The sequence below is a fragment of the Blastomonas sp. AAP25 genome, from assembly GCF_001295965.1.
Classification (GTDB): domain Bacteria; phylum Pseudomonadota; class Alphaproteobacteria; order Sphingomonadales; family Sphingomonadaceae; genus Blastomonas; species Blastomonas fulva.
The window spans coordinates 88,756-110,875 of sequence record NZ_LJHP01000014.1 but is presented as its reverse complement, the minus strand read 5'-3'; the positions used below and the strand labels follow the sequence as shown (position 1 = coordinate 110,875).

Below are 22,120 nucleotides of genomic sequence, written 5' to 3'. Positions count from 1 at the left end.
GGGGAGCCGCTCTAACGGCGGCCGCCGGCGGCGAGGATCAGCAGGTGTCGGGATTGCAGGCCGGCATCCGGCTGCAGGGGGACTGGTGCGGTCAAGAAGACTCGAACTTCCACGGGCTTTCGCCCACAACGACCTCAACGTTGCGCGTCTACCAATTCCGCCATGACCGCACAGTCCAGCAATTTCGCGGGTTTTGAGGGTGGTTGAGACCCGCCTGCCCGCGTGGCAGGCCGCGCCATTAGCAAAGCGCTTGGCGCATAGCAACACGGATTATCCGGTGGACGTGCCCCGTCCGAGGGCAGCGGTCAGCGGCGCTTGGCCCAGGCGATCTCGGCCGAGCTGGCAGAACGCGGCACATCGACCATCGCCTGGCGGAAATCCGCCGATTGACCCGGCTGCAGCGTCTCCACCGGCGGGTTGATGATCCAATTGAACACCACCCGGTCCTGCGCATCACGCAGCACCACCAGCATCGGCGGAACATCCTGCGCGGTCTTGCTCAGATTGCGGATGGTGCCCGATGCGGAAAAGAACTCGGTGCCGTTGGGCAACGTGCGCCGTTCCTGCTTGGCGGGCGGGAAATCGATCTGCAGATCGGGCTCCACCTCGGCAAAGGGCAGGCTGTAGCTGGTAAGCGCGCTGGGCAGGCCGAAGACCGAGATCGCCACCGCGGTCGCCGAGGCGATCAGCGCAAAGGCGACCGCGCCCAGCATCCACAGCTTGGCCGGGTTGCGGCGCGGGCGGAAGGGTGGCTCATGGTTGAAGCTGCTCGGGCGATCGGCCAGCGAATCATCCGCATAGCTGGCAACGATCGGACGGCTGATCGGCGGAACGGGGCGCGGCAACGGCGGAAGGTCGGGCTCGGGATCGCTCGGTGCGGCCCGGGGCGCAGCGGCAGGCGCGGGAGCCGGGGGCGGCGCGGCAGGGCTGGGCGCGGGTGCTGCTTCGGGGGCAGCCTGAGGTGCAGGCGCAGGAGTTGCTGCTGTGGCTGGTGTCGGTGCCGGAGCAGGGGTTGCAATAGGTGCTGGCGCTGCGACGGGCGCTGCTGCCGCTGCTTCGGGTGGGCGGGCGACGTCCGGGCCATGCTGGAACCAACTGTGCCCGCATTTGGCGCATCGCACCGATCGGCCATCAATACCGATGGCAGTGTCCGGAACCGCATAACGGGTGTTGCACGCGGGGCACGCAATAATCATGGCGTTTCTAACCACGCCGGGCGAATCGCCGCAAGGGGCTTGCACCGGCTGCCAAGCCCTGTCGGCCCTTTTTCCACCGGAGTTTGCGCTGGCCAGAGATTTTTCAACGGGTTGGCAGACTGTCCGGCACCCCATTCGATGCGATCATGACCGCGGATCACCGCCTGTGCGCCTTTCCGATTGCCTGCCCCGTCCGCGGCGCGCTATCGCGACAGGATGAGCAGCGCGACCATGGATAGCATCGTCCAGTTCGAGAATGTCGGGCTGCGCTATGGCACCGGTCCCGAGGCGCTGTCGGACCTCAGTTTCACGCTGTTTTCGGGCCAGTTCTACTTCCTCACCGGGCCCTCGGGCGCAGGCAAGTCCTCCTTGCTCAAGCTGCTCTATCTGGCGCAGCGCCCCAGCCGCGGGATGATCCGGCTGTTCGACAGCGATCTGGTGACCTTGAGCCGCGACCGGTTGCCGGGGTTCCGCCGCCGGATCGGGGTGGTGTTCCAGGATTTCCGGCTGGTGCCGCACCTTTCGGCGTTCGACAACATTGCGCTGCCGCTGCGGATCGCAGGGATGCGCGATGCCGATCTGGCCACCCCGGTGCGCGAGATCCTCGACTGGGTGGGGCTGAGCGCGCGCGGCGATGCGCTGCCCGCGACGCTGTCGGGCGGCGAGCAGCAGCGCGTGGCGATCGCCCGCGCGGTGATCACCCGACCCGATATCCTGGTCGCCGACGAGCCCACCGGCAATGTCGACCCCGACATGGCGGTCAAATTGCTGCGGCTGTTCGAGGCATTGAACCGAATGGGCACCACGATCATCGTTGCCACCCACGACATCCATCTGATGACCCGGATCAAGCGCGGACAGATGATGCGGCTCGAGGGTGGGCGGCTGTTCGACCCGACAGGTGCGCTGCGCTACCCCCCCAAGCCTTCCGATCTGCGCGGCTGGGACGGGGAGAGCCGCTGATGCTGGGCGCGCTGTTTCCCACCGCGCACGACCGCCGATTGATCCCGCAGGCGCGGCTTACCGGGCCGATGCCGTGGGTGATCGCGGTGATGCTGTTCCTCACCCTGCTCGCCAGCGCCGCCGCGCTCGCATTGGGCAGCGCCGCCGACCAGATCAACGCCGATCTTGCCGGACGCGCGACGGTGCAGATCGTCAACGCCGATGCGGATGTCCGCCAGCGCCAGGCGGATGCCGCGCAGGCCGTGCTGCGTTCCGACCGCGCGGTTGCAGCGGTCACCCGAGTCAGCGATGCCGAGGTACGCTCGCTGCTTTCGCCCTGGCTGGGTAGCGGCGCGCTTAGCGAGGACATCCCCCTGCCCAGCCTGATCGACGTGAACTTCCGTGCCAAGGCCGATCCAGCGACGCTGGGCCGGTTGCGCGATGCCCTGGGCGAGGCGGCGCCCGATGCACGGATCGATGCGCACGGCCAGTGGCTGCGCCCGGTGTTCGATCTGATCGGCACGCTGCGCTGGCTGGCGATCGCGCTGGTCGCGCTGCTCGCGCTCGCCAGCATCGCCTCGGTGGTGCTCTCGGCGCGCAGCAGCTTTGCCGCGCATGCCGAGACCATCGACATCATGCATCTCCTGGGCAGCACCCATGCGCAGATCGCGCGGCTGTTCCAGCGCCGCATCGCACTGGACGCAGCGCTGGGTGCGCTGATCGCCTGCCTGCTTGCCGCGCCGGTGCTGTGGCTGCTGGGCCAGGCCGCCGCGCGGCTTGATTCGGGGCTGGTGTCGGCCGGATCCTTCGGGCCGCTCGACTGGCTGCTGCTTGCAACCGTGCCGATTGCCGGTATTGCGCTGGCAGTGGTCACCGCGCGCATGGCCGTTCTTGGCGCGCTCAGGAAAAAACTGTGATTGTCCGCCTCTTGTCATCGGTGTTGCTGGCCTGGATCCTGGGCTTTGCCTGGTTCGCCATCCTGCTGCCGCAGCCCTTGGGCGAGCAGCAGACCGATGCGGTGGTGGTGCCCACCGGCGGGCCGCTGAGGATCGATCGCGGGCTCGAGGCTTTGCGCAACAAATGGGCCGACCGGCTGCTGATATCGGGCGTCGACCGCGATGTCCGTCCGGCGGAACTCAGCGCGCAGTATCCCGGCTCCACCGAATTGTTCGACTGCTGCGTGGATCTGGGCTTTCGCGCCTATGACACCCGGTCGAACGGCATTGAAACGGCGCGCTGGGCCAAGCAGCGCAAGGTGACATCGGTACGGCTGGTGACCACCGACTGGCACATGCGCCGCGCCGAATACGAGCTGCAGCGCGCGCTTCCCGATGACATCGCGATCTATACCGATGCGGTCGCCAGCAAGCCCAGCCTGATGACGCTGTGGCGCGAGTACAACAAGCTGGTGCTGCGCGTGCTCGCCGGTTTGTTCGGGGTGTGACCATGCGGACCGCGCTTGCCCTGTTCCGGTCGATCCTGTTCACCATCGCCTTTTACGGCGGATCGGTGCCGATCGTCATCATCGCCTTCATCATCCTGCCGTTCTCGCGGCATCGGCTGCAGGGCATGGCGCGCGCCTGGGGCGGCTATCATTATCTGTGCGCGCGCACCTTTCTGGGAATCCGCGCGCGGATCGACGGCGAGATACCGCAAGGCCAGGTGCTCTATGCGATCAAGCACGAGAGCTTTTTCGAGACCATCGAGCTGCTGCGCATCTTCAACCGCCCCGCAGTGGTCGCCAAGATCGAACTTTCACGCATTCCGCTGTGGAGCCAGATTGCGCGCACCTATGGCATGATCTTCATCGATCGCGCGGGCGGTGCCGTCGCGCTGCGCGCCATGATGACCGAGGTCCGCCGCTTCGTCGCCGAGGGCCGCTCGATCGTGATCTATCCCGAGGGCACCAGCATCCCGCCAGGCGAGCAGCCGCCGCTGCAGGCGGGCTTTGCCGGGCTGTACAAGCTCGCCAAGCTGCCCGTGGTGCCGATCGCGCTCGACAGCGGGCATCTCTATCCCCGGCGCGGCTTCATCAAGCACCCCGGCGTCGTCACCTACAAGTTCGGCGAGATCATCCCGGCGGGCCTGCCGCGCGAGGAGATCGAGGCGCGGGTGCACGCCGCGATCAACGTGCTCAACGATCCGAGGCGGATTTCGTCTTAGGGGAGCTCCGTCACCTCCGCGAAGGCGGGGGTCCCGCTTGCGCGTCGCACCTATCGGCTAGCGGGATTCCCGCATTCGCGGGAATGCCGAAAATATAAAATAACTTATTGATAAATCTAAATAATCTCGCCGGATAGCCGCTGGCAGATCAGGTCGAGCTGATCCAGATTGCCATAGCGCACGGTCACCGCGCCGCTGCGCTGGTTGGCATCGGCGGTGATCTTGACCTTGAGCCCGAGCAGGTCTTCCAGATGCCGCTCGACCGCCGCGATATCCGCATTGCTCGCCGCATCCTCGCCGCCCTGACGGACGCGGGGCTTGCTCCCCGACTTGCCCGCCGCATCGCTGCGCGCACGCCGCACCAATTTTTCGACATCGCGTACCGACAGCCCGCGATCGACCACTTCGGCAGCGATGCTCTCGGCGTCGGGCACGTTGATCAGCGCGCGGGCATGGCCCATGCTCAGGCTCTTGTCGGCGATCATCTTGAGCACCGGCTGCGGCAGAGCCAGCAGCCGCATCAGGTTGGCGATGTGGCTGCGCGACTTGTCGACCATCCGCGCGACCTCGACCGGGGTGTAGCCCTGGTCACCCACCAGCCGCTGATAGGCCTCGGCCTCCTCGACGGGGTTCAGGTCCTCGCGCTGGATGTTCTCGATCAGCGCCAGCGCAAAGGTGTCGGGGTCGCTGAGTTCGCGGACGATCGCAGGGATCTCGTGCAGCCGCGCGCGCTGCGCCGCGCGCCAGCGGCGCTCGCCCGCGACCAGCTCATAACCGCCGCCTGTGCGTGGACGCACGATGACCGGCTGGATCACGCCGCGCTGCGCGATCGAGCGCGCCAGATCATCGAGCGCCTCCTCGTCGAACCAGCGCCGCGGCTGGCCGGGGTGCGGGCGGATTTCGGAAAGCGGCAGCGTGCGCAGACCGGTGATCGTGGCTGCCTGACCCGGCGTGCCGTCCTCGCGCCGCACCAGCGGCTCTTCGCGCACCGCTTCGCCGAGCAACGCGTTGAGCCCGCGGCCCAGACCCGAGGGTCGCTTGCGTCCCAGGGCCTTGGCGATATCGGGCAGGTCGCTGTGTTCCTCGGCCATCAGGCGGCTTCCTCTTCGACCCGGGGCATCCGGGAAATGAACTCTCGTGCGAGCGCAATATAGGCCTCGGAACCGACGCAGCGGTGATCATAGATCAGCGCCGGCATGCCGTGGCTCGGCGCCTCGGACAGCCGCACATTGCGCGGGATCACGGTATCGAACACCAGTTTGCCAAGTACCGCGCGGACATCGTCCGAGACCTGGTCGGTGAGCCGGTTGCGCCGGTCGTACATGGTCAGCACCACGCCGATGATCGACAGATCGGGGTTGAAGCGCTGCTGCACCCGCTCGACTGTCTGCAGCAGCTGGCTCAACCCTTCGAGCGCGAAGAACTCGCACTGCAGCGGGACCAGCACCTGGTCGGTCGCGATCAGCGCGTTCAGCGTCAGAAGGCCGAGCGAGGGCGGGCAGTCGATCAGGCATACCTGCCAGCGTTGCTGATGCGCACTGTCCATCGCCATCTTCATCCGGTGGGTGCGATGCTCGAGATCGACCAACTCGATCTCCGCGCCCGACAGATCGACCGTGGCAGGCACGATATCCAGCCCCGGGATCTGCGTCGGCACCGCGCATTGCGCCAGAGAGCTTTCATTGGTGAGCAGATCATAGCTCGAGAACTCGCGGTCGTTGCGCGCGATGCCCAGACCCGTCGATGCGTTGCCCTGCGGGTCGAGATCGATCAGCAGCACCTTGAGCCCGGTCGCAGCCAGCGCCGTCGCCAGATTGATCGCGGTCGTGGTCTTGCCCACCCCACCCTTCTGATTCGCAACCGCAATGCGGATCATGATCTGCTCCTGTGCTTGCGCATGGGTCGTTGAGGGACGCTGCGCGGCGGATTGCTGGATGGGACGCTGCCGGTACCGACCAGAATCGCGGCATCGGCGTCGGTCAGGCTCTGTTCCACGTGAAACACACTTTGCCACGCAGCCGGGACGCTTTCCAGTTCCGTGCGCGCATTTCGTCCCTTCGGCAGCAACCAGCGGGTGTTTTCTGTGGAAAACCGTGCAGCGCCTTCAAGCAGCCGCGGCAAAGGTGCAAAGGCGCGCGCGGAAATATAGTCGGCTGCACCTGTCGGAACCCGTTCAAGTGCTGCTCCAGCGACGTGCACCCGATCGCCCAGTCCGAGATGCGCGATCGCGCGCTCGAGATAGGCAATCCGCAAACCGCGCGATTCGACCAGCATCACCCGGCATGGCGCGATCAAAGCAATCACCAGCCCCGGGAACCCTGCCCCACTGCCCAGATCGATCCAGTGCTCATCAACTTTTGGATCGGCAAACCGCAGCAGCTGCGCGCTATCGACGATATGCCGCTGCCACATGTGCGCCAGCGTCGAGGCAGAAACCAAATTCTGGTGCTCGGCCTCAGCGACAACGAACGCGTTGAGGCGCTCCAGCAACGCCATTGTTTCACGTGAAACGCCCAGCGTGTCCGTCAGCCACGCCTTGGCGCCCTCTTCATCCTGGATCAGCATCACGGTCTCACGCCGCACGGCGGCGGGCATGGACCAGGATAGCGGCAAGCGCTGCCGGCGTTATTCCCCGAACGCGACTGGCCTCGGCCAGCGTTTCGGGCCGCGCGAGCGTCAGCCGCTCGACCATCTCGTTCGATAGCCCGGTAATCATTCGGTAGTCGATGTCCATACCCAGCGCGACCCGCTCATTGGCACGCAGGTCGCGCAGCTCCGCATCCTGCCGCGCCAGATAGGGAGCGTAGACTGCATCCTCCTCGATCTCGGCGATCAGGTCGTCGGCGAGATCGTGATCGCCTTCGATCAGCGGCGCCAGCGAGGCAAGCGACACTGCGGGGAAGCGCAGCCAGTTATAGAGGCTCTGGCGCGCGCCATCGGCCTTGACCGGCAGACCCAGCGCCGCAAGCTCGGCGCAGCTCGCCTGGCGCGCGAGCGCGATCATCATGTCTGCCTTGGCGCGCTGGCGCTGTTCGTACCAGCTCCGGCGTTGGGATGCCACGCAGCCATTGGCAATCGCGATGCCGGTCAGACGGTCCGAGGCATTGTTTGCGCGCAGCCTCAATCGGTATTCAGCCCGCGCGGTGAGCATGCGATAGGGCTCGGTGACGCCCTGCAGCACGAGGTCGTCGATCATCACCGCGAGATAACTGGTTGCCCGATCGGGCAACTCCACCTCGCAGCCCAGCACCTGGGCTGCTGCGGCCATGCCGGCGACCAGCCCCTGCGCGGCAGCCTCTTCATAGCCGGTGGTGCCGTTGATCTGGCCTGCGCAATACAGACCCGGCATGCTGCGCACCTGCAGGCGATGATCGAGTGCACGCGGATCGATATGGTCATATTCGACCGCATAGCCCGGCACCACGATCTCGGCGCGCTCGAGCCCAGCCATCGAGCGGACGAAGGCGAGCTGGACATCGGTCGGGAGCGAGGTCGAAATCCCGTTGGGATAGACCAGATGCGTGCTTAGCCCCTCGGGTTCGAGGAACACCTGATGCCCATCGCGATCGCCGAAGCGGTGGATCTTGTCCTCGATCGACGGGCAATAGCGCGGGCCCTGCGCACCGATCGCCCCGCTGAACAAAGGCGAGCGATCGAGGCTGGCGCGGATGATGTCGTGCGTCTGCTGGCTGGTCCGAGTGATCGCGCAGAAGACCTGGGGGACGGTCCGCCCGCCACTCAGCGGCGACATGGTCCACGCTTCGCCATCGCTGGGCTGCTCGTGGAGCATGGCCCAGTCGATCGTGCGCCCGTCGATCCGAGGCGGGGTTCCGGTCTTGAGCCGCGCCATCGGCAGGTCTGCGGCACGCAACTGTTGCGCCAACAGGCTCGCACCCGGCTCGCCGATGCGCCCGCCCTCGAGCCGCTCTTCACCGCGAAACAGCCGTCCGCCCAGAAAGGTTCCCGTCGCCAGCACCACCGCACGCGCGGCGATTGCGCTGCCGTCGGCCATGTCCACGCCGGTGATCGCGCCGCCGTCCATGCGAAGCGCAGCGACCTCGCCTTCCACAATCTCGAGATTGTCCTGCGCAGCCAGCATCCGCTGGATCGCCGCCTTGTAGAGGGTACGGTCGGCCTGGACACGGGGTCCCTGCACCGCACTGCCCTTGGAGCTGTTGAGCATCCGGTAGTGAATTGCGGCCTCGTCTGCGGCGCGCGCGATCAGCCCGTCAAAGGCATCGACCTCGCGCACCAGATGCCCCTTGCCCAGACCGCCGATCGCGGGATTGCACGACATCGCGCCGATCGCGTCGCGGGTGAAGCTGACAAGGGCAACGCGGGCGCCCATCCGCGCGGCCACTGCCGCAGCCTCGCACCCGGCGTGTCCGCCGCCGACAACAAGAACATCAAATTCTACCATGGCACGGCGCATAGCCCAATTGCGGGATTCGGTCGAGGGGGTGGGAGATCTTGGAAGACCATCTGTCTTCTCCCGCAAGTGGGAGGGGAAAGGTCTACTTCCCGATGCAGAAGTTTCCAAAGAGCGCGTCGAGCATGTCCTCGACATGCGTGCGGCCCAAGAGCTGGTCGAGCGCCAGCCGCGCCAGTCGCAGCGATTCTGCGCGGAGCAGCAGGTCGGGCTGGCACACCGCCTGCTCCAGCGCATCTCGGCACTCGGACAGCAGCCGGTGCTGGCGTTGATTGAGTGCCACGTCGCTTGCGCCGGGGAGCAGGGTGCGCGCGGTTGCCACCAGATCGTCAACCAGGCCCTGCAGCCCCTCCCCGGTGCGCGCCGACAGACGGTGTCGCGGCGCAGCTTTTGTTTCACGTGAAACACCTTGCCGATCGACCTGCGCCTCGATCTCCCAGCTCATCGGACCGCCCTGCCCTTCCGGACCCAGCCACAGCACGAGATCCGCGCCGGCCATCGCATCGCGCGCGCGGTCGATGCCGATCGCTTCGATCGCCTCGGCACACTCATCGCGCAGCCCGGCGGTGTCGGTGAACACGAAGGGTATCCCGCCCAGCGCCACCGGCGCCTCGATCAGATCGCGGGTGGTTCCCGCGATATCGGAGACGATCGCCGCCTCGCGCTGGACCAGTGCGTTGAGCAAGGTCGACTTGCCACTGTTGGGCGGCCCCGCCAGCACCACGCGAACGCCATCGCGCAGCCGCTCGGCGCGAGGTCGTGCCAGCGCGGTGCCGATCTCGCCAGCCAGCGCGGCAATGCCCTGCTTGGTGGCGTTGCCGCCCCCTTCGCCGACATCATCCTCATCGGAAAAATCGAGCTCCGCCTCGACCTGTGCGGAGAGTTGCAGCACCGCCCGCCGCCACCCTTCAACCTGGCGCGACAGATGCCCGCTCGCCATGCGAATTGCGGCCACGCGCTGCGCTTCGGTTTCGGCGAACAGCAGGTCTGCGAGCCCTTCGGCTTCGGCCAGATCCATCCGCCCGTTGAGGAATGAACGGCGCGTGAATTCTCCGGGCTCGGCAAGCCGAAGTCCGGGCACGCGGGTCAGCACAGCTTCCACAGCACGCACGACCGCTCGCCCACCATGCAGATGAAGCTCAGCCAGATCCTCACCGGTTGCAGTCGCGGGGCCGGGAAACCACAAGACCAGAGCGCGATCGAGCAGGTTGCCATCACCTGGATCGCACAGATCGCGCAGCACGGCACGGCGCGGCGATGGCAGCGCTCCGCCGAGTGTGGTCAGTACGGCGCCTGCCTCAGGTCCGCTGATCCGGATGATGGCCAATGCAGCAGGCGGCGCGCCGCTCGACAGCGCAAAGATCGTATCGCCTGCGTGCATCGTCAGAAAGGGCGGTCAGCTACCGCTTTTGGGCTTGCCGCTGGCACCGGCTGCGGCGGCTTCCATGATCTGCTGGAAGAAGCGCAGACCCATCTCTCCCATCGGCGCGATGTTCTTTGCCATGGTCTGCAGCTGGTCGACGTTGCTGGTGCCCTTCATCGCGTTCACGACACCATCGACATAGGTCTTGTTGACATCCGATACGTCAGGCAGCCCCATGAAACGACGCATTTCTTCGGGGGAGCAATCGACTTCGATATTCACTTTCATGGCAATCAACCTTCTAGCAGCGCAAGGCCCCCAAGCCCCAGTTTCACGCTTATCAGCCTGATCAAAGTGGGTATAAATGGCCGCCAAAGCAAACGAATTGATGATGGAGAGCAAAATGGGTTCGACGCACAACATCCAGACTTTTGACCATGAAGGCACGTTCAGCGCCTATGTCGCCGCGCCTGAAGGCACCCCGAAGGCCGCGATCATCGTGATTCAGGAGATCTTCGGCGTCAATCCGGGCATACGCCAGAAATGCGATGGCTGGGCCGGACAAGGCTATCTGGCGGTCGCGCCCGATCTGTTCTGGCGGATCAAGCCAGGCCTCGAGCTCGACCCCGATGTCGAAGCCGAGTTGCAGGAGGCGTTCGGCTATTTCGGCCAGTACGACCCCAATGACGGCGTTCAGGACATCGAGGCGACGATCCGCGCGATCCGGGCCGGAATCGGCGGGCTCGGCGGCGTCGCCAAGGTGGGCGCGGTCGGCTACTGCCTGGGCGGCAAGCTTGCCTATATGGTCGCGGCCCGTACCGACATCGACGCCAGCGTCGGCTATTACGGCGTGATGATCGACCAGATGCTCGATGAATCGCACGCTATTGCCAACCCGCTGATGCTGCACATTCCGACCGCCGATCATCTGGTGGGACCCGAAGCGCAGGCGGCTGTGCACGCCGGGCTGGACAGCCACCCGCGCGTCACGCTGCACGACTATGAAGGGCTCGATCACGGCTTCGCCGCCGAAATGGGCAACCGCCGCGATGAAGCCGGCGCGCAGCTCGCCGATGGTCGCACCGCGGCCTTCTTTGCCGAGCATCTCGCATGAGCGCGGCGGTGGCAGGGGTCGCGGCCTGGCATGACTACATGCATGGCGGCTCCACGCCGGAAAAGCTGGACGCTATGCTGGCAGAGCACGCGGTGTTCCACTCGCCGGTGGTCCACACCCCGCAGGAAGGCAAGGCCAAGGTGTTCGCGTACCTCCACGCTGCCGCGCATGTGCTGGGCAATGACAGCTTCCATTATGTCCGCGAGATCATCGACGGCGACAGCGCGATGCTCGAATTCGCGCTCGTGCTCGACGGGATCCAGGTCAACGGCGTCGACATCATCCGCTGGAATGCGGACGGGAAAATCGAGGACTTCAAGGTCATGGTCCGCCCGATGAAGGCGATGAACAAGGTCTGGGAGAAAATGGGCGAGATGTTGGCGAAGGCGGGCTAGTGTTATCCTGTTCACCGTCATTCCCGCGAGTGCGGGAATTCCGCTTTGGCACGACGCTTGCACGTAAGCGGGACCCCCGCCTTCGCGGGGGTAACGGTGAGGATAACCAGTTGGGTTACCTTATCTCCATCAGATAGGTGACAATCGCGGAGCGTTCATCGGCCTTCTTCAGCCCGAAGAATCCCATATCATTCCCCGGCACAAGCTTTTGCGGATCGGCCAGAAACCGCTCCAGAAGAACGGGTGTCCACCGACGGTTGGATTGAGCGAACTTACTGAAAGCTTTGGAGTATTTGAAATCAGGGTCCGAAGCGATCGCGCGCACGGACAGACCGGCGAGATTGGGTCCGCTTAGCCCCGTCTCGCCCTTCACCACCGAATGGCAGCTGTAGCAGCGCTGGAAGGCGCGTTCACCGATCTGGTTGGTCGTCTGGGCCCAGGCGATGCCGGGTACCAACAGCGCGAATGCGCCCAGCCAGCGGATCACTTGCCCTCGGTCCGCACCACCATCATCCGCTCGGTACCCGATTCGGGCAGCATCACCTCGCCCTTGCGGCCCAGGATCTGGCGGACATTGGCCCCCTCGCCGCTGCCGGGATAGCGCGCGGTGAACGTCTCGCTGCGCGGGTCGAACACGCGGGTGGAATTGTCGCCGAAATCGCTGACCCAGACATGATCGCGCTCGTCGACATAGACTGCATAGGCCTGGGGCTTGGCGCCGGGCAGCTTCCACGTCTTCCAGCTCCTGGTCGAGGGACGATAGCGGTAGAGTTCGCCGCTGTTCCAGCCGGTGATCCACAGATCGCCCTTGCTGTCCGCCCACACCCGGCGCAGCCCCGCGCCCGGCGTCGGCGGTTCGATCACGCTGATCTCGCCGCTGGCGCTGTCGATCTTGGCGAGGTGGCTGCCGGCGAGCGAGACGTACCAGACGGTGCCATCGGGCGCGGTGGCGATGCCATAGGGGCCGCGACCCTTGGGATCCTTCCACACCTCGACCTTGCCCGACGCCGCATTGACCCGGCCATAAATGCCGTTCTGCCCGGTGAACCAGTGCACGCCCTTGCCGTCAAACGCGCCGGTGTTGAGGTTGGTGTAGCCGGTATCGGCTGGCAGCTTCCACACGTCGATCTTGCCGTTGGCGGGGTTGTAGCGGACGATCGCGTTCTGCCCGCCATCGGTGATCCACGCCATCCCGTCGGGCCCCTGAATCACGCCGTGCGGCGCGGATTCGGGGCCCAGCGGGACCTGCACCACCTGGCCGGAGACCGGATCGAGAATGCCCAGAGCCCCCTGGCGCTGCGCGGTGTACCAGATCTTGCCATCAGGCGCGGGCGCGACGTCATGCGGGCGCGACCCCTTGGGCAGCTCGAACAGCGTCACCTTGTCGGATATTTCGGCAGACGCGGCGATCTGCGCGCGTTCTTTCGCCGATGCCATCGAGGGCAAAAGCGCAACCACCGCGATTCCCGCCAGCCAAATCCGCATCATCACCCTCGCCTCCATCGCTTATCGGTCTTTTTCAACAGACTATCAGGATTCGAACCTTCGAAACCAACAAATGTTTCGGCAGCCATGCCTCAACGCGCGGGGCCATCGTCCCAGGGAGACCATGGCCGGGTGCGGATCCAGCGGGTTGCGACCCATTTCTCGCCGGTGTCAACGGGTTTGCCCTCGTGCCGGGTGCGCGGATCGATGGCGCCATTGCCATGCGTGTTGGCAAAGACCAGCAACCCGCCGCGCCGGGGCGCGACATCCAGCCCGAGCAGCGGAAAGTCGGTGGCACCGCCGTCAAACCCGTGGTTGAGATAGACGATCGCGGTCCACTGCCGCTGGTTGGTGACATTCGGCAGGCCATCATGGTGCAGCCGGTATTGCTGGCCGGGGGTATAGCGCAGGACATGCAGCATCTCGCCCGCGCGCCAGTCGCTGCCTGTGACGGCCGCGATCCGCCGGTTGATCGCATTGATCACGCAATCCTCATCCACCGGCCCGAAATTGGTGCCGTGTGAGGTGCGAACCGGGTGCGGCACGCGCTGGCGAGACACCGGATCGATGACGAAACTGGGCGCGAGCCGCACGCGAGCCGCCTCCATCACATGATCGCACAACGCTGGTGGCAGGAAATCTGAGTAGAACCGGATATCGGGGTCGACGCTCAACACCTCAGCGGGCGGCAGCGGCGCGGCTGCTATCTGCTCCAGCAAATCCTGCTGGTGGCGATAAAAGGGATCGGATGCTGCCAGCGCAGCGACGCGCGCCTGCGCTGCTGCAGGGTCGGCGGTTCCTGCCATGCCATTGCCAAGCAGCGCGATCTCGGCGGCGACTGCCTCTAGATGATGCTGCGCGGCGGCATCGCGGAACAGGTCGAGCGCCGCTGATGGATCGCGTTCGACGCATTGGCCATAGAGCCGCCAAAGGCCGAGCTCGTATTGTGCTGCGGCGTCGCTCGCCTGCGACCGGGTGGTGAGCAGCGCCACTGCGTCTGCCGCACGGCGCTGCCCCAGCAGCATGCCGAGTTGCCGTCGCAGATCTGTGGCCGCGTCAGTCATGGAGCGATGTTATCCCGGCCATGCCCGCTGTTAACACAGCTGATAGGCGTGTTGCGAGCCATGGCCGGGAACAGGCGTCTAGAACAGCGTGGTGATGCCAACGCTGGGATCGACAAAGCCATCATAGATCATCTTGCCGGCGACATAGAGGATCACGACGAGGCCGAAATAGGCGATCCAGCGATAGCGCTCGATATATTTGGCGATGAAGTTGGCAGCGATGCCCATCAGCGCGACCGAAAGGATCAGCCCGACGATCAGGATTCCGGGATGGTCGCGCGCAGCGCCGGCCACCGCGAGCACGTTGTCGAGGCTCATGCTGACATCGGCAACCGCAACGGCCCAGGCGGCCGCGGCAAAGCTCTTGGCCGGGCGGACACCGCTGGATTCGTCACCTTCGATTTCGGGCGAACCGGGCGAGCTGCCTGCGGGCTGGAGCTCGCGGTACATTTTCCACGATACCCAAAGCAGCAGCAGGCCGCCTGCAAAGATCAGCCCGACGACCTGCATCAGCTGGGTGACGACAAGCGCAAAAGCGATACGCAGCACGAGAGCCGCGATGATCCCGATCAGGATCACCTTGCGCCGCTGGTCGGCAGGCAGGCCCGCCGCGAGCGCACCGACGACAATCGCGTTGTCGCCGGCGAGCAGGATGTCGATCATGAGCACCTGGCCAAATGCAGCCAGCGCAGCGGGGGAGCCGATATTCGAGAAATCGGCAACGATATGATTCCAAAGTTCCATCATGGCAGGTCGCAGGCCTTAAACAGGGTCTCTGGGAAGATCACTGGTTCATCGAGTCGAAGAAGTCTTCGTTGGTCTTCGAATCCTTCATCTTGTCGAGCAGGAACTCCATCGCATCGATGGTGCCCATCTGCATGAGGATGCGGCGCAGCACCCACATCTTCGACAGGATATCCTTTTCCACCAGCAGCTCTTCCTTGCGGGTGCCGGACTTTCCGACATCCAGCGCGGGGAAGATACGCTTGTCGGCGACCTTGCGATCCAGAACGATTTCCGAATTTCCGGTACCCTTGAACTCTTCGAAGATGACCTCGTCCATGCGGCTGCCGGTATCGATCAGCGCGGTGGCGATGATAGAGAGCGAACCGCCCTCCTCAATGTTGCGCGCAGCACCGAAGAAGCGCTTGGGACGCTGCAGCGCGTTGGCATCGACACCACCGGTCAGCACCTTGCCCGATGACGGGACGACGGTGTTGTAGGCACGGCCCAGACGGGTGATCGAATCGAGCAGGATGACGACATCCTTCTTGTGCTCGACCAGACGCTTGGCCTTTTCGATCACCATTTCAGCGACCTGGACGTGGCGCTGCGCAGGCTCGTCGAAGGTCGAGGAAATGACCTCGCCCTTCACGCTGCGCTGCATGTCGGTGACTTCCTCGGGCCGCTCGTCGATCAGCAGCACGATGAGGAAGACTTCGGGGTGGTTGTCGGTGATCGCCTTGGCAATGTTCTGCAGCAGCACGGTTTTACCCACGCGCGGCGGAGCGACGATCAAGGCACGCTGGCCCTTGCCCTGCGGCGAGACGATATCGATGACGCGCGCCGACTTGTCCTTGACGGTCGGGTCGAGCGTGTCGAGCCGCAGCTTTTCATCAGGATAAAGCGGGGTCAGGTTGTCGAAGTTGACGCGGTGACGCACGACATCGGGATCGTCGAAGTTGACCGCGGTCAGCTTGGTCAGCGCGAAATAGCGCTCGCCATCGCGCGGTGCGCGGATTTCGCCTTCGACCGTGTCACCGGTGCGCAGGCCGAAGCGGCGCACCTGGTTGGGGGAGACGTAGATGTCGTCGGGCCCGGCGAGATAGTTCGCCTCGGGGCTGCGCAGGAAACCGAACCCGTCGGACAGCACTTCAATGGTGCCGAGGCCCATGATGAGCTCGCCATCATCGGCCAGTTCCTTGAGGATCGCGAACATCAGGTCCTGGCGCCGGAGCGTCGATGCGCTTTCGACGCCCAGCTCCTCTGCCATGGTGACGAGTTCAGCGGGGGTTTTCTGCTTGAGTTCTTTAAGATGCATGAGGTGCAATCGTCCGTGAAGAAAAGGTGCCGCAAAAAATCAGACGGCAGTCATGGGAAAATCTGTGGGACGCCCAGCCGGTAATCCGGTCACTGGTGGATAAGGGTCGTCGACGGTCCCGGACGGGACGGCGACCGATCTAGGCGCGGCCCTGCGCAAAGTCAATCGGGCCTGCGACGGGGCGAGGGGGGGTAACTTCTCCCCTACCGCTTGCGGGAGGGGTGGCAGAGGCGCAGCCGAAGCCGGGGTGGGCCTGTACCGTTGTGACCTCCAGGCCCACCCCGGCCCGGAAAACCGGGCCTGTCCCTCCCGCAAGCGGGAGGGGAGAAAGAGGTCAGAAAGGCTTCACGATCACCAAAATCACGATCACCGCTGCAGCGATCCCCGGCACTTCGTTGATCAGCCGCAATTGCTTGCCGGTCAGCTTGCGCTCGCCCTTGGCCAGCTTCCTGGCATAGCCGATCATCCAGCCGTGATAGCCGCTGAGCACCAGCACGAAGAGCAGTTTGGCGTGGAACCAGCCTTGCGAAAACGCGCCGATCTGCACCGCGAGCACCAGCCCCAGCAACCACACGATGATCAGCGAGGGGTTGAGGATGATGTTCTTGAGCTTGGCTTCGCGGTCGATCCAGCGGGTGGCCTCGGGCGATCCGTGCTCGGCCTCCTGATGATAGACCAGGAAGCGCGGCAGCATGAACAGGCCCGCCATCCAGAAGATGACGAAGATGAGGTGCGCCGCTTTCAGCCAGAGATAGAGCATTGCTAAGACGTAATCCGTTGTCAGGAGGAGCTCGTTCATGATGCCATGCCATGTGCGCGGGCAGGAAAACCCGCCAGCTCGTTAGGCAGCGCGATTATGCGCCCTGCTTCACCAGTGTAAGCAGTGCGTGAACATGTTCAATGGGCGTCTGCTGCAATATGCCATGGCCCAGGTTGAAAATGTGCGGCCGTCCCTCGAAGGTGCGGATGATGTGCCTGACCGCGCTTTCCATCTGCTCGCCGCCCGCCAGCAACGCCAGCGGATCGAGATTGCCCTGCACCGGCAGATGCGCCGGGATGTTGGCCGCGGCCCAGACCGGATCAATCGTCTCGTCGAGCCCGAGCGCATCGACACCGGTCTCCCGCGCATAAGCGGCAAGCTTTTCGCCCGCACCCTTGGGGAAACCGATCACCGGAACACCCGGGCGCGCTTCGTGGATCGCCGCTGCAATCCGGGCATTGGGCGCGATGACCCAGCGTTCGAACTGCGAGGGCGCAAGCGAGCCCGACCAGCTGTCGAAGATCTGCACCGCATCGACCCCGGCATCGATCTGGCCGATGAGATAGGTGATCGTCAGATCGACGATCGCGTCGATGAGCACCTGGAAGCCTTCAGGATCCCTGTAGGCATAGGCGCGGGTGGCGTGCTGGTCCTTGCTGCCCTCGCCGTTGACCATGTAGGTCGCGACCGTCCAGGCAGACCCTGCAAAGCCCAGAAAGGCCTTCTCAGGCGCAAGCTCGGCTTTGACCAGGCGCACGGTCTCGTAGATCGCATCGAGCCGCTCATAGGCCGGCACAAGGCTCTCCAGTGCATGATCGACCAGGGTCGGGGAGAGGTGCGGACCTTCGCCCACCAGGAACTGCAGGTTCTGGCCCATCGCGTAAGGAACGATCAGGATATCGGAAAACAGGATCGCGGCATCAAGATCGAAGCGGCGCAGCGGCTGCAGCGTGATCTCGGCAGCGGACGGGCTGTCATAGACGAGCTCCAGAAAACCGCCCTTTTCCGCCCTGAGAGCGCGATACTCGGGCAGATAGCGCCCGGCCTGACGCATCATCCACATCGGCGGCGTCTCGTGAACCTTACCTGCCAAGCACTCTAGCAGCGGCGCTGTGCGCACTGCGGTCTGAACTGTGTCCCCGCCCATACTTTATCTTATATCCTTTAATTAGGAATCTGTTGAAGAAGGCCGCTTGATAACCGGCAAGACGCTTTCTTGCCTCATGTATCGACAGATTGACAGTCGGCAAATCGCATGGCCGCCACGAGTCGGAAATTTTATCCCGGCTTTCAACAGCCTGTCGATAACCTTGTCAGCTGTGGACAAGCATGCGGACGGAATGACGGGCAGGGGGGAGCGTTTTCGTCCCCGGTTTTGCCCACAAGATCATGCCTTGATTTATCCCCCTACAACCCACAGACCATCGCCATGAGCCGCTTCCACCTCCATCTGCTGTCGGATTCCACCGGGGAGACGCTGGAAAACATCGCCAAGGCCGCGCTGGCGCAGTTCGATGCGGTCGAGATCATCAAGCACTTCTGGCCGATGGTCCGCTCCGAAACGCATCTCGACCGGATCCTGGACGAGGTCGCGGCCAATCCCGGGTTGGTCCTGTTCACCCTGGTCAATCCCGATATCCGCGCCAAGCTCGAGCGCCGCTGCCGCGTGCTCGGGCTGCCGATGGTGCCCGCGCTCGATGCGGTCAGCGATGCGCTGTCCAACCTGCTGGGTCAGGCTGCCAAGGCGCGCCCGGGTCGCCAGCATGTGCTCGATGCCGCGTATTTCGCGCGCGTCGAGGCGATCCAGTTCACCATCGCGCACGATGACGGGCAGAACTGGGAAAACTGGGAGGCGGCCGATATCGTGCTCGCCGGGGTGTCGCGCTCGTCCAAGACGCCGACCTCGATCTATCTGGCCAATCGCGGCTACAAGACCGCCAATATCCCGATCGTGGTCGAATCCCCGCCGCCTTCAGCGCTGTTTTCGCTCAACCGCCCTTTGGTCGTCGGGCTGACCACCAATCCCGAACGGTTGATCGCGGTGCGGCGCAACCGGCTGTTGTCCTTGAACCAGGCCCCCGAAACCGACTATGTCAACGATGACAAGGTGAAGGCAGAGCTGGCCTTTGCGCGGCGGATGTTTGCGGATAATGGTTGGCCGGTCATCGATGTGACCCGCAGGTCGATCGAGGAATCGGCCGCGGCGATCATCAACCTGTTCAACGAGCGCGAGGCGGCGCGCGAAAGCCGTCGCCAGGCGGGGCTGGCGGCAGATGAAGTGTAAGGACGAAAAGACATGCTGATACTCGCATCGCAGAGTGCATCACGCCGGACCATGCTGGACAAGGCCGATGTGCCCTTCACCGTTGTTGCCGCGCACATCGATGAATCGGCGATCCGCGCCTCGCTGCACGCCGAGGGCACAAGCCCACGCGATATCGCCGATGCGCTGGCCGAGGCCAAGGCGATGCGCGTGGGCACCAAGCGGCCCGAAGCGATGGTGCTGGGATCGGACCAGATCCTCGAAACGTCGACCGGCGAGATGCTGTCCAAGCCTCAGACCCCCGAAGACGCGATCCGCCAGCTCGAGACATTGTCGGGCAAGGCGCACAAATTGTGGAGCGCCGCCGTCATTGTCGAGGGCGGCCGCCCGATCTGGCGGCATGTGGAAAAGGCCGTGATGCACGTGCGCCCGCTGGGCAGCGCCTTTGTGCGCGACTATGTGGATAAGCACTGGGAATCGATCGGATACACGGTGGGTTGTTACGAGATCGAGGGCGCAGGCGCCCAGCTTTTCAGCCATATCGAGGGCAATCATTTCGCTGTCCTGGGCATGCCGCTGCTGCCGCTGCTCGGCTTCCTGCGCGAGCGCGAACTGATGCCGAGCTGATCGCAGCGTGAACCCTGTGGAAAAACCCCATGCCGCCCGTCCCTATGCGGAGGTGATCGGCGACCCGATCGCGCACAGCAAATCGCCGCTGATCCATGGCTTCTGGCTCAGGCAACTGGGTATGGACGCAGAGTATCGCACCGCGCATGTCCCCCCCGATGCGCTTGGCGCCTATATCGACAGCCGCCGCGACGATCCCTTGTGGCGCGGGTGCAATGTCACCATCCCGCACAAGCTTTCGGTGATGGAGCATGTCGCCGATCCGGGGGACGTGCGCACCAGCATCGGCGCGATGAACACCATCGCGCGCGATGCCACCGGCGCGCTGTTCGGTACCAACACCGATGCCGGGGGCTTTTATGCGCCGCTCGGCCAAAGCGATTTTACAGGCGCGAATGTCGCGGTCATCGGTGCAGGCGGTGCGGCGCGCGCGGTGCTGTTCGCGCTGTCGCGGATGGATGTCGCCAGCGTGACGATCCATGCGCGCAATGCGCTCAAGGCCATGGGGCTGCTCGCCAGCTTCGGGCTCAAGGGCCAGGTGCGCGGCATGGAGGATTCGCTGGGCGAGGTGGACCTGCTGGTCAACACCAGCCCGCTCGGCATGAAGGGCTTCGACCCGCTCAACGTCGATCTGTCGCCTTTGCCGACAAGCGCTTTGGTCTATGACATCGTCTACGCCCCGCTCGAGACCGCCTTGCTCAAACAGGCGCGCACATTGGGGCTCGACACCGTCGATGGGCTGGAAATGCTGATCGGCCAGGCTGCGCTCGCGTTCGAGATCTTCTTCGATGTCGCCCCGCCGCGTGATCACGACGACGAACTGCGCGCGCTGCTGATCGCATGACCACCCATGTCAAGCGGCTGCCTCCGCACCACCGTCACCGCCCCATGGTGCTCGGGCTGACCGGATCGATCGGCATGGGAAAGTCCGCGGTGGCCAAGATGCTCCGCGCCGAAGGGGTGCCGGTGTTCGATGCCGATGCCGAGGTGCATGTGCTGCAGGGCCCTGGTGGCGCGCTGTTGCCGGCGATCGAGGCGGCGTTTCCCGGCACCACCGGTCCGAAGGGCGTCGATCGCGCCAAGCTGGGCGCGGCGGTGTTCGGCAATGCAGGCGCGCTCAAGACGCTCGAGCACATCGTCCACCCCGCGGTCGGACGCTCGCGCGCCGCCTTCGTCCGCGCCAACCGCGCGCGGCGGATCATCGTGTTCGATATCCCCTTGCTGTTCGAGAAAGGCGGCACGCAGAATGTCGACGGCATCATCGTCGTGTCCGCCTCGCTGTGGCAGCAGCGCAAGCGGGTGATGGCGCGTGCAGGCATGACCGCGGCGCGGTTGCGGCACATCCGCCACCTGCAGATGGCCGATCATCACAAGCGTAGCCATGCCGACTGGATCATCCCCACCGGGGGGACCAAATTGGCGACGCGGCAGGCTGTGCGAAAGCTGCTGGGGAATTTGCGGTCGTCTCTTGCGCGCTGATCAAATCAGGCCAATAATGACCGGAATGAGAGAGATCATTTTCGATACCGAAACCACCGGCCTGTCCCCCGACGAAGGACACAGGATGGTGGAAATCGGGTGCATCGAGATGGTCGGGCGGATGGCCACGGGCCGCACCTTCCACGCCTTTTTCAACCCCCAGATGCCGATGCCGCCCGAGGCCGAGCGCGTGCACGGGCACTCGGACGCGTTTCTGGCGGACAAGCCGCTGTTTCACGAGCGCGCAGGCGAACTGCTGGAGTTCCTGGGCGATGCGCAACTGGTCGCGCACAATGCCGGGTTCGACATGCGCTTCGTCAATGCCGAGCTGGCGCGGATCGAGCTGCCGCCGATTCCCATGGCGCGGGTCGTCGATACCGTGGCGATGGCGCGGTCCAAGTTCCCCGGATCACCCGCCAGCCTTGATGCCCTGTGCAAGCGCTTCGGGGTCGATCGCAGCCACCGCGTGCTGCACGGCGCGCTGCTCGATGCCGAATTGCTCGCGCAGGTCTATATCGAACTTACCGGCGGGCGGCAGATCGGGCTGGGGCTGGCCGACGACAGCGATGCCGACAGTTCGGGCATTCCGGCACGGCCGCGGCTGATCCCGGCGGTCCAGCGCCCGCACCGGCTGCCCCGCCAGTTTGCCGCCACCGCCGAGGAGCTGGCGGTGCATCAGGAGTTTCTCGCCAAGATCAAGCAGCCCTTGTGGCTGTCCAAGCGTTGAACGCACATCCTCTCACGAAAGGAGGTCTGAACCCGGTCCCATAATCCCCTTCTGCGATTGCGCAGAAGCGTA

At 64.7% G+C, this 22,120-nt stretch carries 25 protein-coding genes, 1 tRNA gene and 1 pseudogene; 11 read left to right on the top strand and 16 right to left on the bottom strand.

Going from position 1 to position 22,120, the window contains the following annotated elements; all coding sequences use genetic code 11:
- Window positions 1-83 precede the first annotated feature (83 nt).
- The 3 genes and pseudogenes from IP68_RS11805 to IP68_RS20740 form a co-directional block, all read right to left on the bottom strand.
- A tRNA-Leu gene (locus IP68_RS11805) sits at window positions 84-170 on the bottom strand.
- A gap of 135 nt (window positions 171-305) precedes the next feature.
- On the bottom strand, window positions 306-845 hold the full coding sequence (locus IP68_RS20625; RefSeq protein ID WP_054135181.1) for a hypothetical protein: 540 nt from the start codon (window positions 843-845) through the stop codon (window positions 306-308).
- A 255-nt stretch (window positions 846-1,100) separates the two neighbouring features.
- Window positions 1,101-1,196: pseudogene (locus IP68_RS20740) on the bottom strand (MJ0042-type zinc finger domain-containing protein); the annotation flags it as partial.
- 231 nt (window positions 1,197-1,427) lie between these two features.
- Between IP68_RS20740 and ftsE the strand changes: the two are divergent.
- The 4 genes from ftsE to IP68_RS11780 are packed head-to-tail and all read left to right on the top strand — an operon-like array spanning window position 1,428 to window position 4,301.
- Window positions 1,428-2,159, top strand: coding sequence for a cell division ATP-binding protein FtsE (gene ftsE, locus IP68_RS11795; protein WP_054135203.1), 732 nt, complete (start codon window positions 1,428-1,430; stop codon window positions 2,157-2,159).
- Complete coding sequence (locus IP68_RS11790) at window positions 2,159-3,055, top strand: ABC transporter permease (RefSeq protein WP_054135180.1); 897 nt, start codon at window positions 2,159-2,161, stop codon at window positions 3,053-3,055. The genes ftsE and IP68_RS11790 overlap by 1 nt, the downstream gene beginning before the upstream one ends.
- Entirely contained in the window at window positions 3,052-3,582 is a 531-nt protein-coding gene (locus IP68_RS11785) for a YdcF family protein (protein WP_054135179.1), read from the top strand. The genes IP68_RS11790 and IP68_RS11785 overlap by 4 nt, the downstream gene beginning before the upstream one ends.
- A gap of 2 nt (window positions 3,583-3,584) precedes the next feature.
- A complete protein-coding gene (locus tag IP68_RS11780) occupies window positions 3,585-4,301 on the top strand; it encodes a 1-acyl-sn-glycerol-3-phosphate acyltransferase (RefSeq protein WP_054135178.1) in 717 nt (238 codons plus the stop codon).
- Window positions 4,302-4,417: 116 nt separating this feature from the next.
- On the opposite strand, the gene IP68_RS11775 is transcribed toward IP68_RS11780, so the two are convergent.
- From IP68_RS11775 to IP68_RS11750, 6 genes are all read right to left on the bottom strand, one after another.
- The gene (locus IP68_RS11775) at window positions 4,418-5,392 is read right to left on the bottom strand and encodes a ParB/RepB/Spo0J family partition protein (protein WP_054135177.1); all 975 of its coding nucleotides are present in this window, start codon (window positions 5,390-5,392) and stop codon (window positions 4,418-4,420) included.
- Entirely contained in the window at window positions 5,392-6,177 is a 786-nt protein-coding gene (locus IP68_RS11770) for a ParA family protein (protein ID WP_054135176.1), read from the bottom strand. The genes IP68_RS11775 and IP68_RS11770 overlap by 1 nt, the downstream gene beginning before the upstream one ends.
- Window positions 6,174-6,866, bottom strand: a complete 693-nt coding sequence (rsmG, locus tag IP68_RS11765; RefSeq protein ID WP_054135202.1) for a 16S rRNA (guanine(527)-N(7))-methyltransferase RsmG — start codon at window positions 6,864-6,866, stop codon at window positions 6,174-6,176. The genes IP68_RS11770 and rsmG overlap by 4 nt, the downstream gene beginning before the upstream one ends.
- A 7-nt stretch (window positions 6,867-6,873) precedes the next feature.
- The gene (gene mnmG, locus IP68_RS11760) at window positions 6,874-8,721 is read right to left on the bottom strand and encodes a tRNA uridine-5-carboxymethylaminomethyl(34) synthesis enzyme MnmG (protein WP_054135201.1); all 1,848 of its coding nucleotides are present in this window, start codon (window positions 8,719-8,721) and stop codon (window positions 6,874-6,876) included.
- A gap of 94 nt (window positions 8,722-8,815) precedes the next feature.
- A complete protein-coding gene (gene mnmE, locus IP68_RS11755; RefSeq protein WP_054135175.1) occupies window positions 8,816-10,111 on the bottom strand; it encodes a tRNA uridine-5-carboxymethylaminomethyl(34) synthesis GTPase MnmE in 1,296 nt (431 codons plus the stop codon).
- A gap of 15 nt (window positions 10,112-10,126) precedes the next feature.
- Window positions 10,127-10,381: a DUF6489 family protein gene (locus IP68_RS11750; protein ID WP_171900254.1), complete on the bottom strand. Its 255-nt coding sequence runs from the start codon at window positions 10,379-10,381 to the stop codon at window positions 10,127-10,129.
- Between the two features lie 115 nt (window positions 10,382-10,496).
- Between IP68_RS11750 and IP68_RS11745 the strand changes: the two genes are divergently transcribed.
- Both IP68_RS11745 and IP68_RS11740 read left to right on the top strand, forming a co-directional pair.
- On the top strand, window positions 10,497-11,207 hold the full coding sequence (locus IP68_RS11745; protein WP_054135199.1) for a dienelactone hydrolase family protein: 711 nt from the start codon (window positions 10,497-10,499) through the stop codon (window positions 11,205-11,207).
- Window positions 11,204-11,602 (top strand): nuclear transport factor 2 family protein, encoded by a 399-nt coding sequence (locus IP68_RS11740; RefSeq protein WP_054135174.1) that lies wholly within the window; start codon window positions 11,204-11,206, stop codon window positions 11,600-11,602. Before IP68_RS11745 ends, IP68_RS11740 begins: the two co-directional genes overlap by 4 nt.
- 115 nt (window positions 11,603-11,717) lie before the next feature.
- Here IP68_RS11740 and IP68_RS11735 read toward each other — a convergent pair whose 3' ends face one another.
- The 7 genes from IP68_RS11735 to hemE form a co-directional block, all read right to left on the bottom strand.
- Complete coding sequence (locus tag IP68_RS11735) at window positions 11,718-12,089, bottom strand: cytochrome c family protein (protein ID WP_054135173.1); 372 nt, start codon at window positions 12,087-12,089, stop codon at window positions 11,718-11,720.
- Window positions 12,086-13,090, bottom strand: coding sequence for a lyase (locus IP68_RS11730; protein WP_082382319.1), 1,005 nt, complete (start codon window positions 13,088-13,090; stop codon window positions 12,086-12,088). Before IP68_RS11730 ends, IP68_RS11735 begins: the two co-directional genes overlap by 4 nt.
- 89 nt (window positions 13,091-13,179) lie before the next feature.
- On the bottom strand, window positions 13,180-14,151 hold the full coding sequence (locus IP68_RS11725) for a 2OG-Fe(II) oxygenase (RefSeq protein WP_082382316.1): 972 nt from the start codon (window positions 14,149-14,151) through the stop codon (window positions 13,180-13,182).
- Between the two features lie 78 nt (window positions 14,152-14,229).
- Complete coding sequence (locus IP68_RS11720; RefSeq protein ID WP_054135171.1) at window positions 14,230-14,898, bottom strand: TerC family protein; 669 nt, start codon at window positions 14,896-14,898, stop codon at window positions 14,230-14,232.
- Window positions 14,899-14,935: 37 nt separating this feature from the next.
- Entirely contained in the window at window positions 14,936-16,192 is a 1,257-nt protein-coding gene (gene rho, locus IP68_RS11715) for a transcription termination factor Rho (RefSeq protein ID WP_054135170.1), read from the bottom strand.
- Between the two features lie 334 nt (window positions 16,193-16,526).
- Complete coding sequence (locus IP68_RS11710) at window positions 16,527-16,991, bottom strand: CopD family protein (protein WP_171900255.1); 465 nt, start codon at window positions 16,989-16,991, stop codon at window positions 16,527-16,529.
- A 55-nt stretch (window positions 16,992-17,046) separates the two neighbouring features.
- Complete coding sequence (gene hemE, locus IP68_RS11705; protein ID WP_054135168.1) at window positions 17,047-18,099, bottom strand: uroporphyrinogen decarboxylase; 1,053 nt, start codon at window positions 18,097-18,099, stop codon at window positions 17,047-17,049.
- A gap of 282 nt (window positions 18,100-18,381) precedes the next feature.
- Here hemE and IP68_RS11700 point away from each other — a divergent pair, with 282 nt between their 5' ends.
- Genes IP68_RS11700 through dnaQ form a run of 5 tightly spaced genes read left to right on the top strand, consistent with a single transcriptional unit; the run spans window position 18,382 to window position 22,048 of the window.
- The gene (locus IP68_RS11700; protein ID WP_054135167.1) at window positions 18,382-19,236 is read left to right on the top strand and encodes a pyruvate, water dikinase regulatory protein; all 855 of its coding nucleotides are present in this window, start codon (window positions 18,382-18,384) and stop codon (window positions 19,234-19,236) included.
- A gap of 12 nt (window positions 19,237-19,248) precedes the next feature.
- Window positions 19,249-19,842: a nucleoside triphosphate pyrophosphatase gene (locus IP68_RS11695; protein WP_082382315.1), complete on the top strand. Its 594-nt coding sequence runs from the start codon at window positions 19,249-19,251 to the stop codon at window positions 19,840-19,842.
- 16 nt (window positions 19,843-19,858) lie between these two features.
- The gene (aroE, locus tag IP68_RS11690; protein ID WP_054135165.1) at window positions 19,859-20,686 is read left to right on the top strand and encodes a shikimate dehydrogenase; all 828 of its coding nucleotides are present in this window, start codon (window positions 19,859-19,861) and stop codon (window positions 20,684-20,686) included.
- Window positions 20,683-21,321, top strand: a complete 639-nt coding sequence (coaE, locus tag IP68_RS11685; protein ID WP_197275789.1) for a dephospho-CoA kinase — start codon at window positions 20,683-20,685, stop codon at window positions 21,319-21,321. The genes aroE and coaE overlap by 4 nt, the downstream gene beginning before the upstream one ends.
- 25 nt (window positions 21,322-21,346) lie before the next feature.
- Entirely contained in the window at window positions 21,347-22,048 is a 702-nt protein-coding gene (dnaQ, locus tag IP68_RS11680; RefSeq protein ID WP_054135164.1) for a DNA polymerase III subunit epsilon, read from the top strand.
- Window positions 22,049-22,120: the final 72 nt, after the last annotated feature.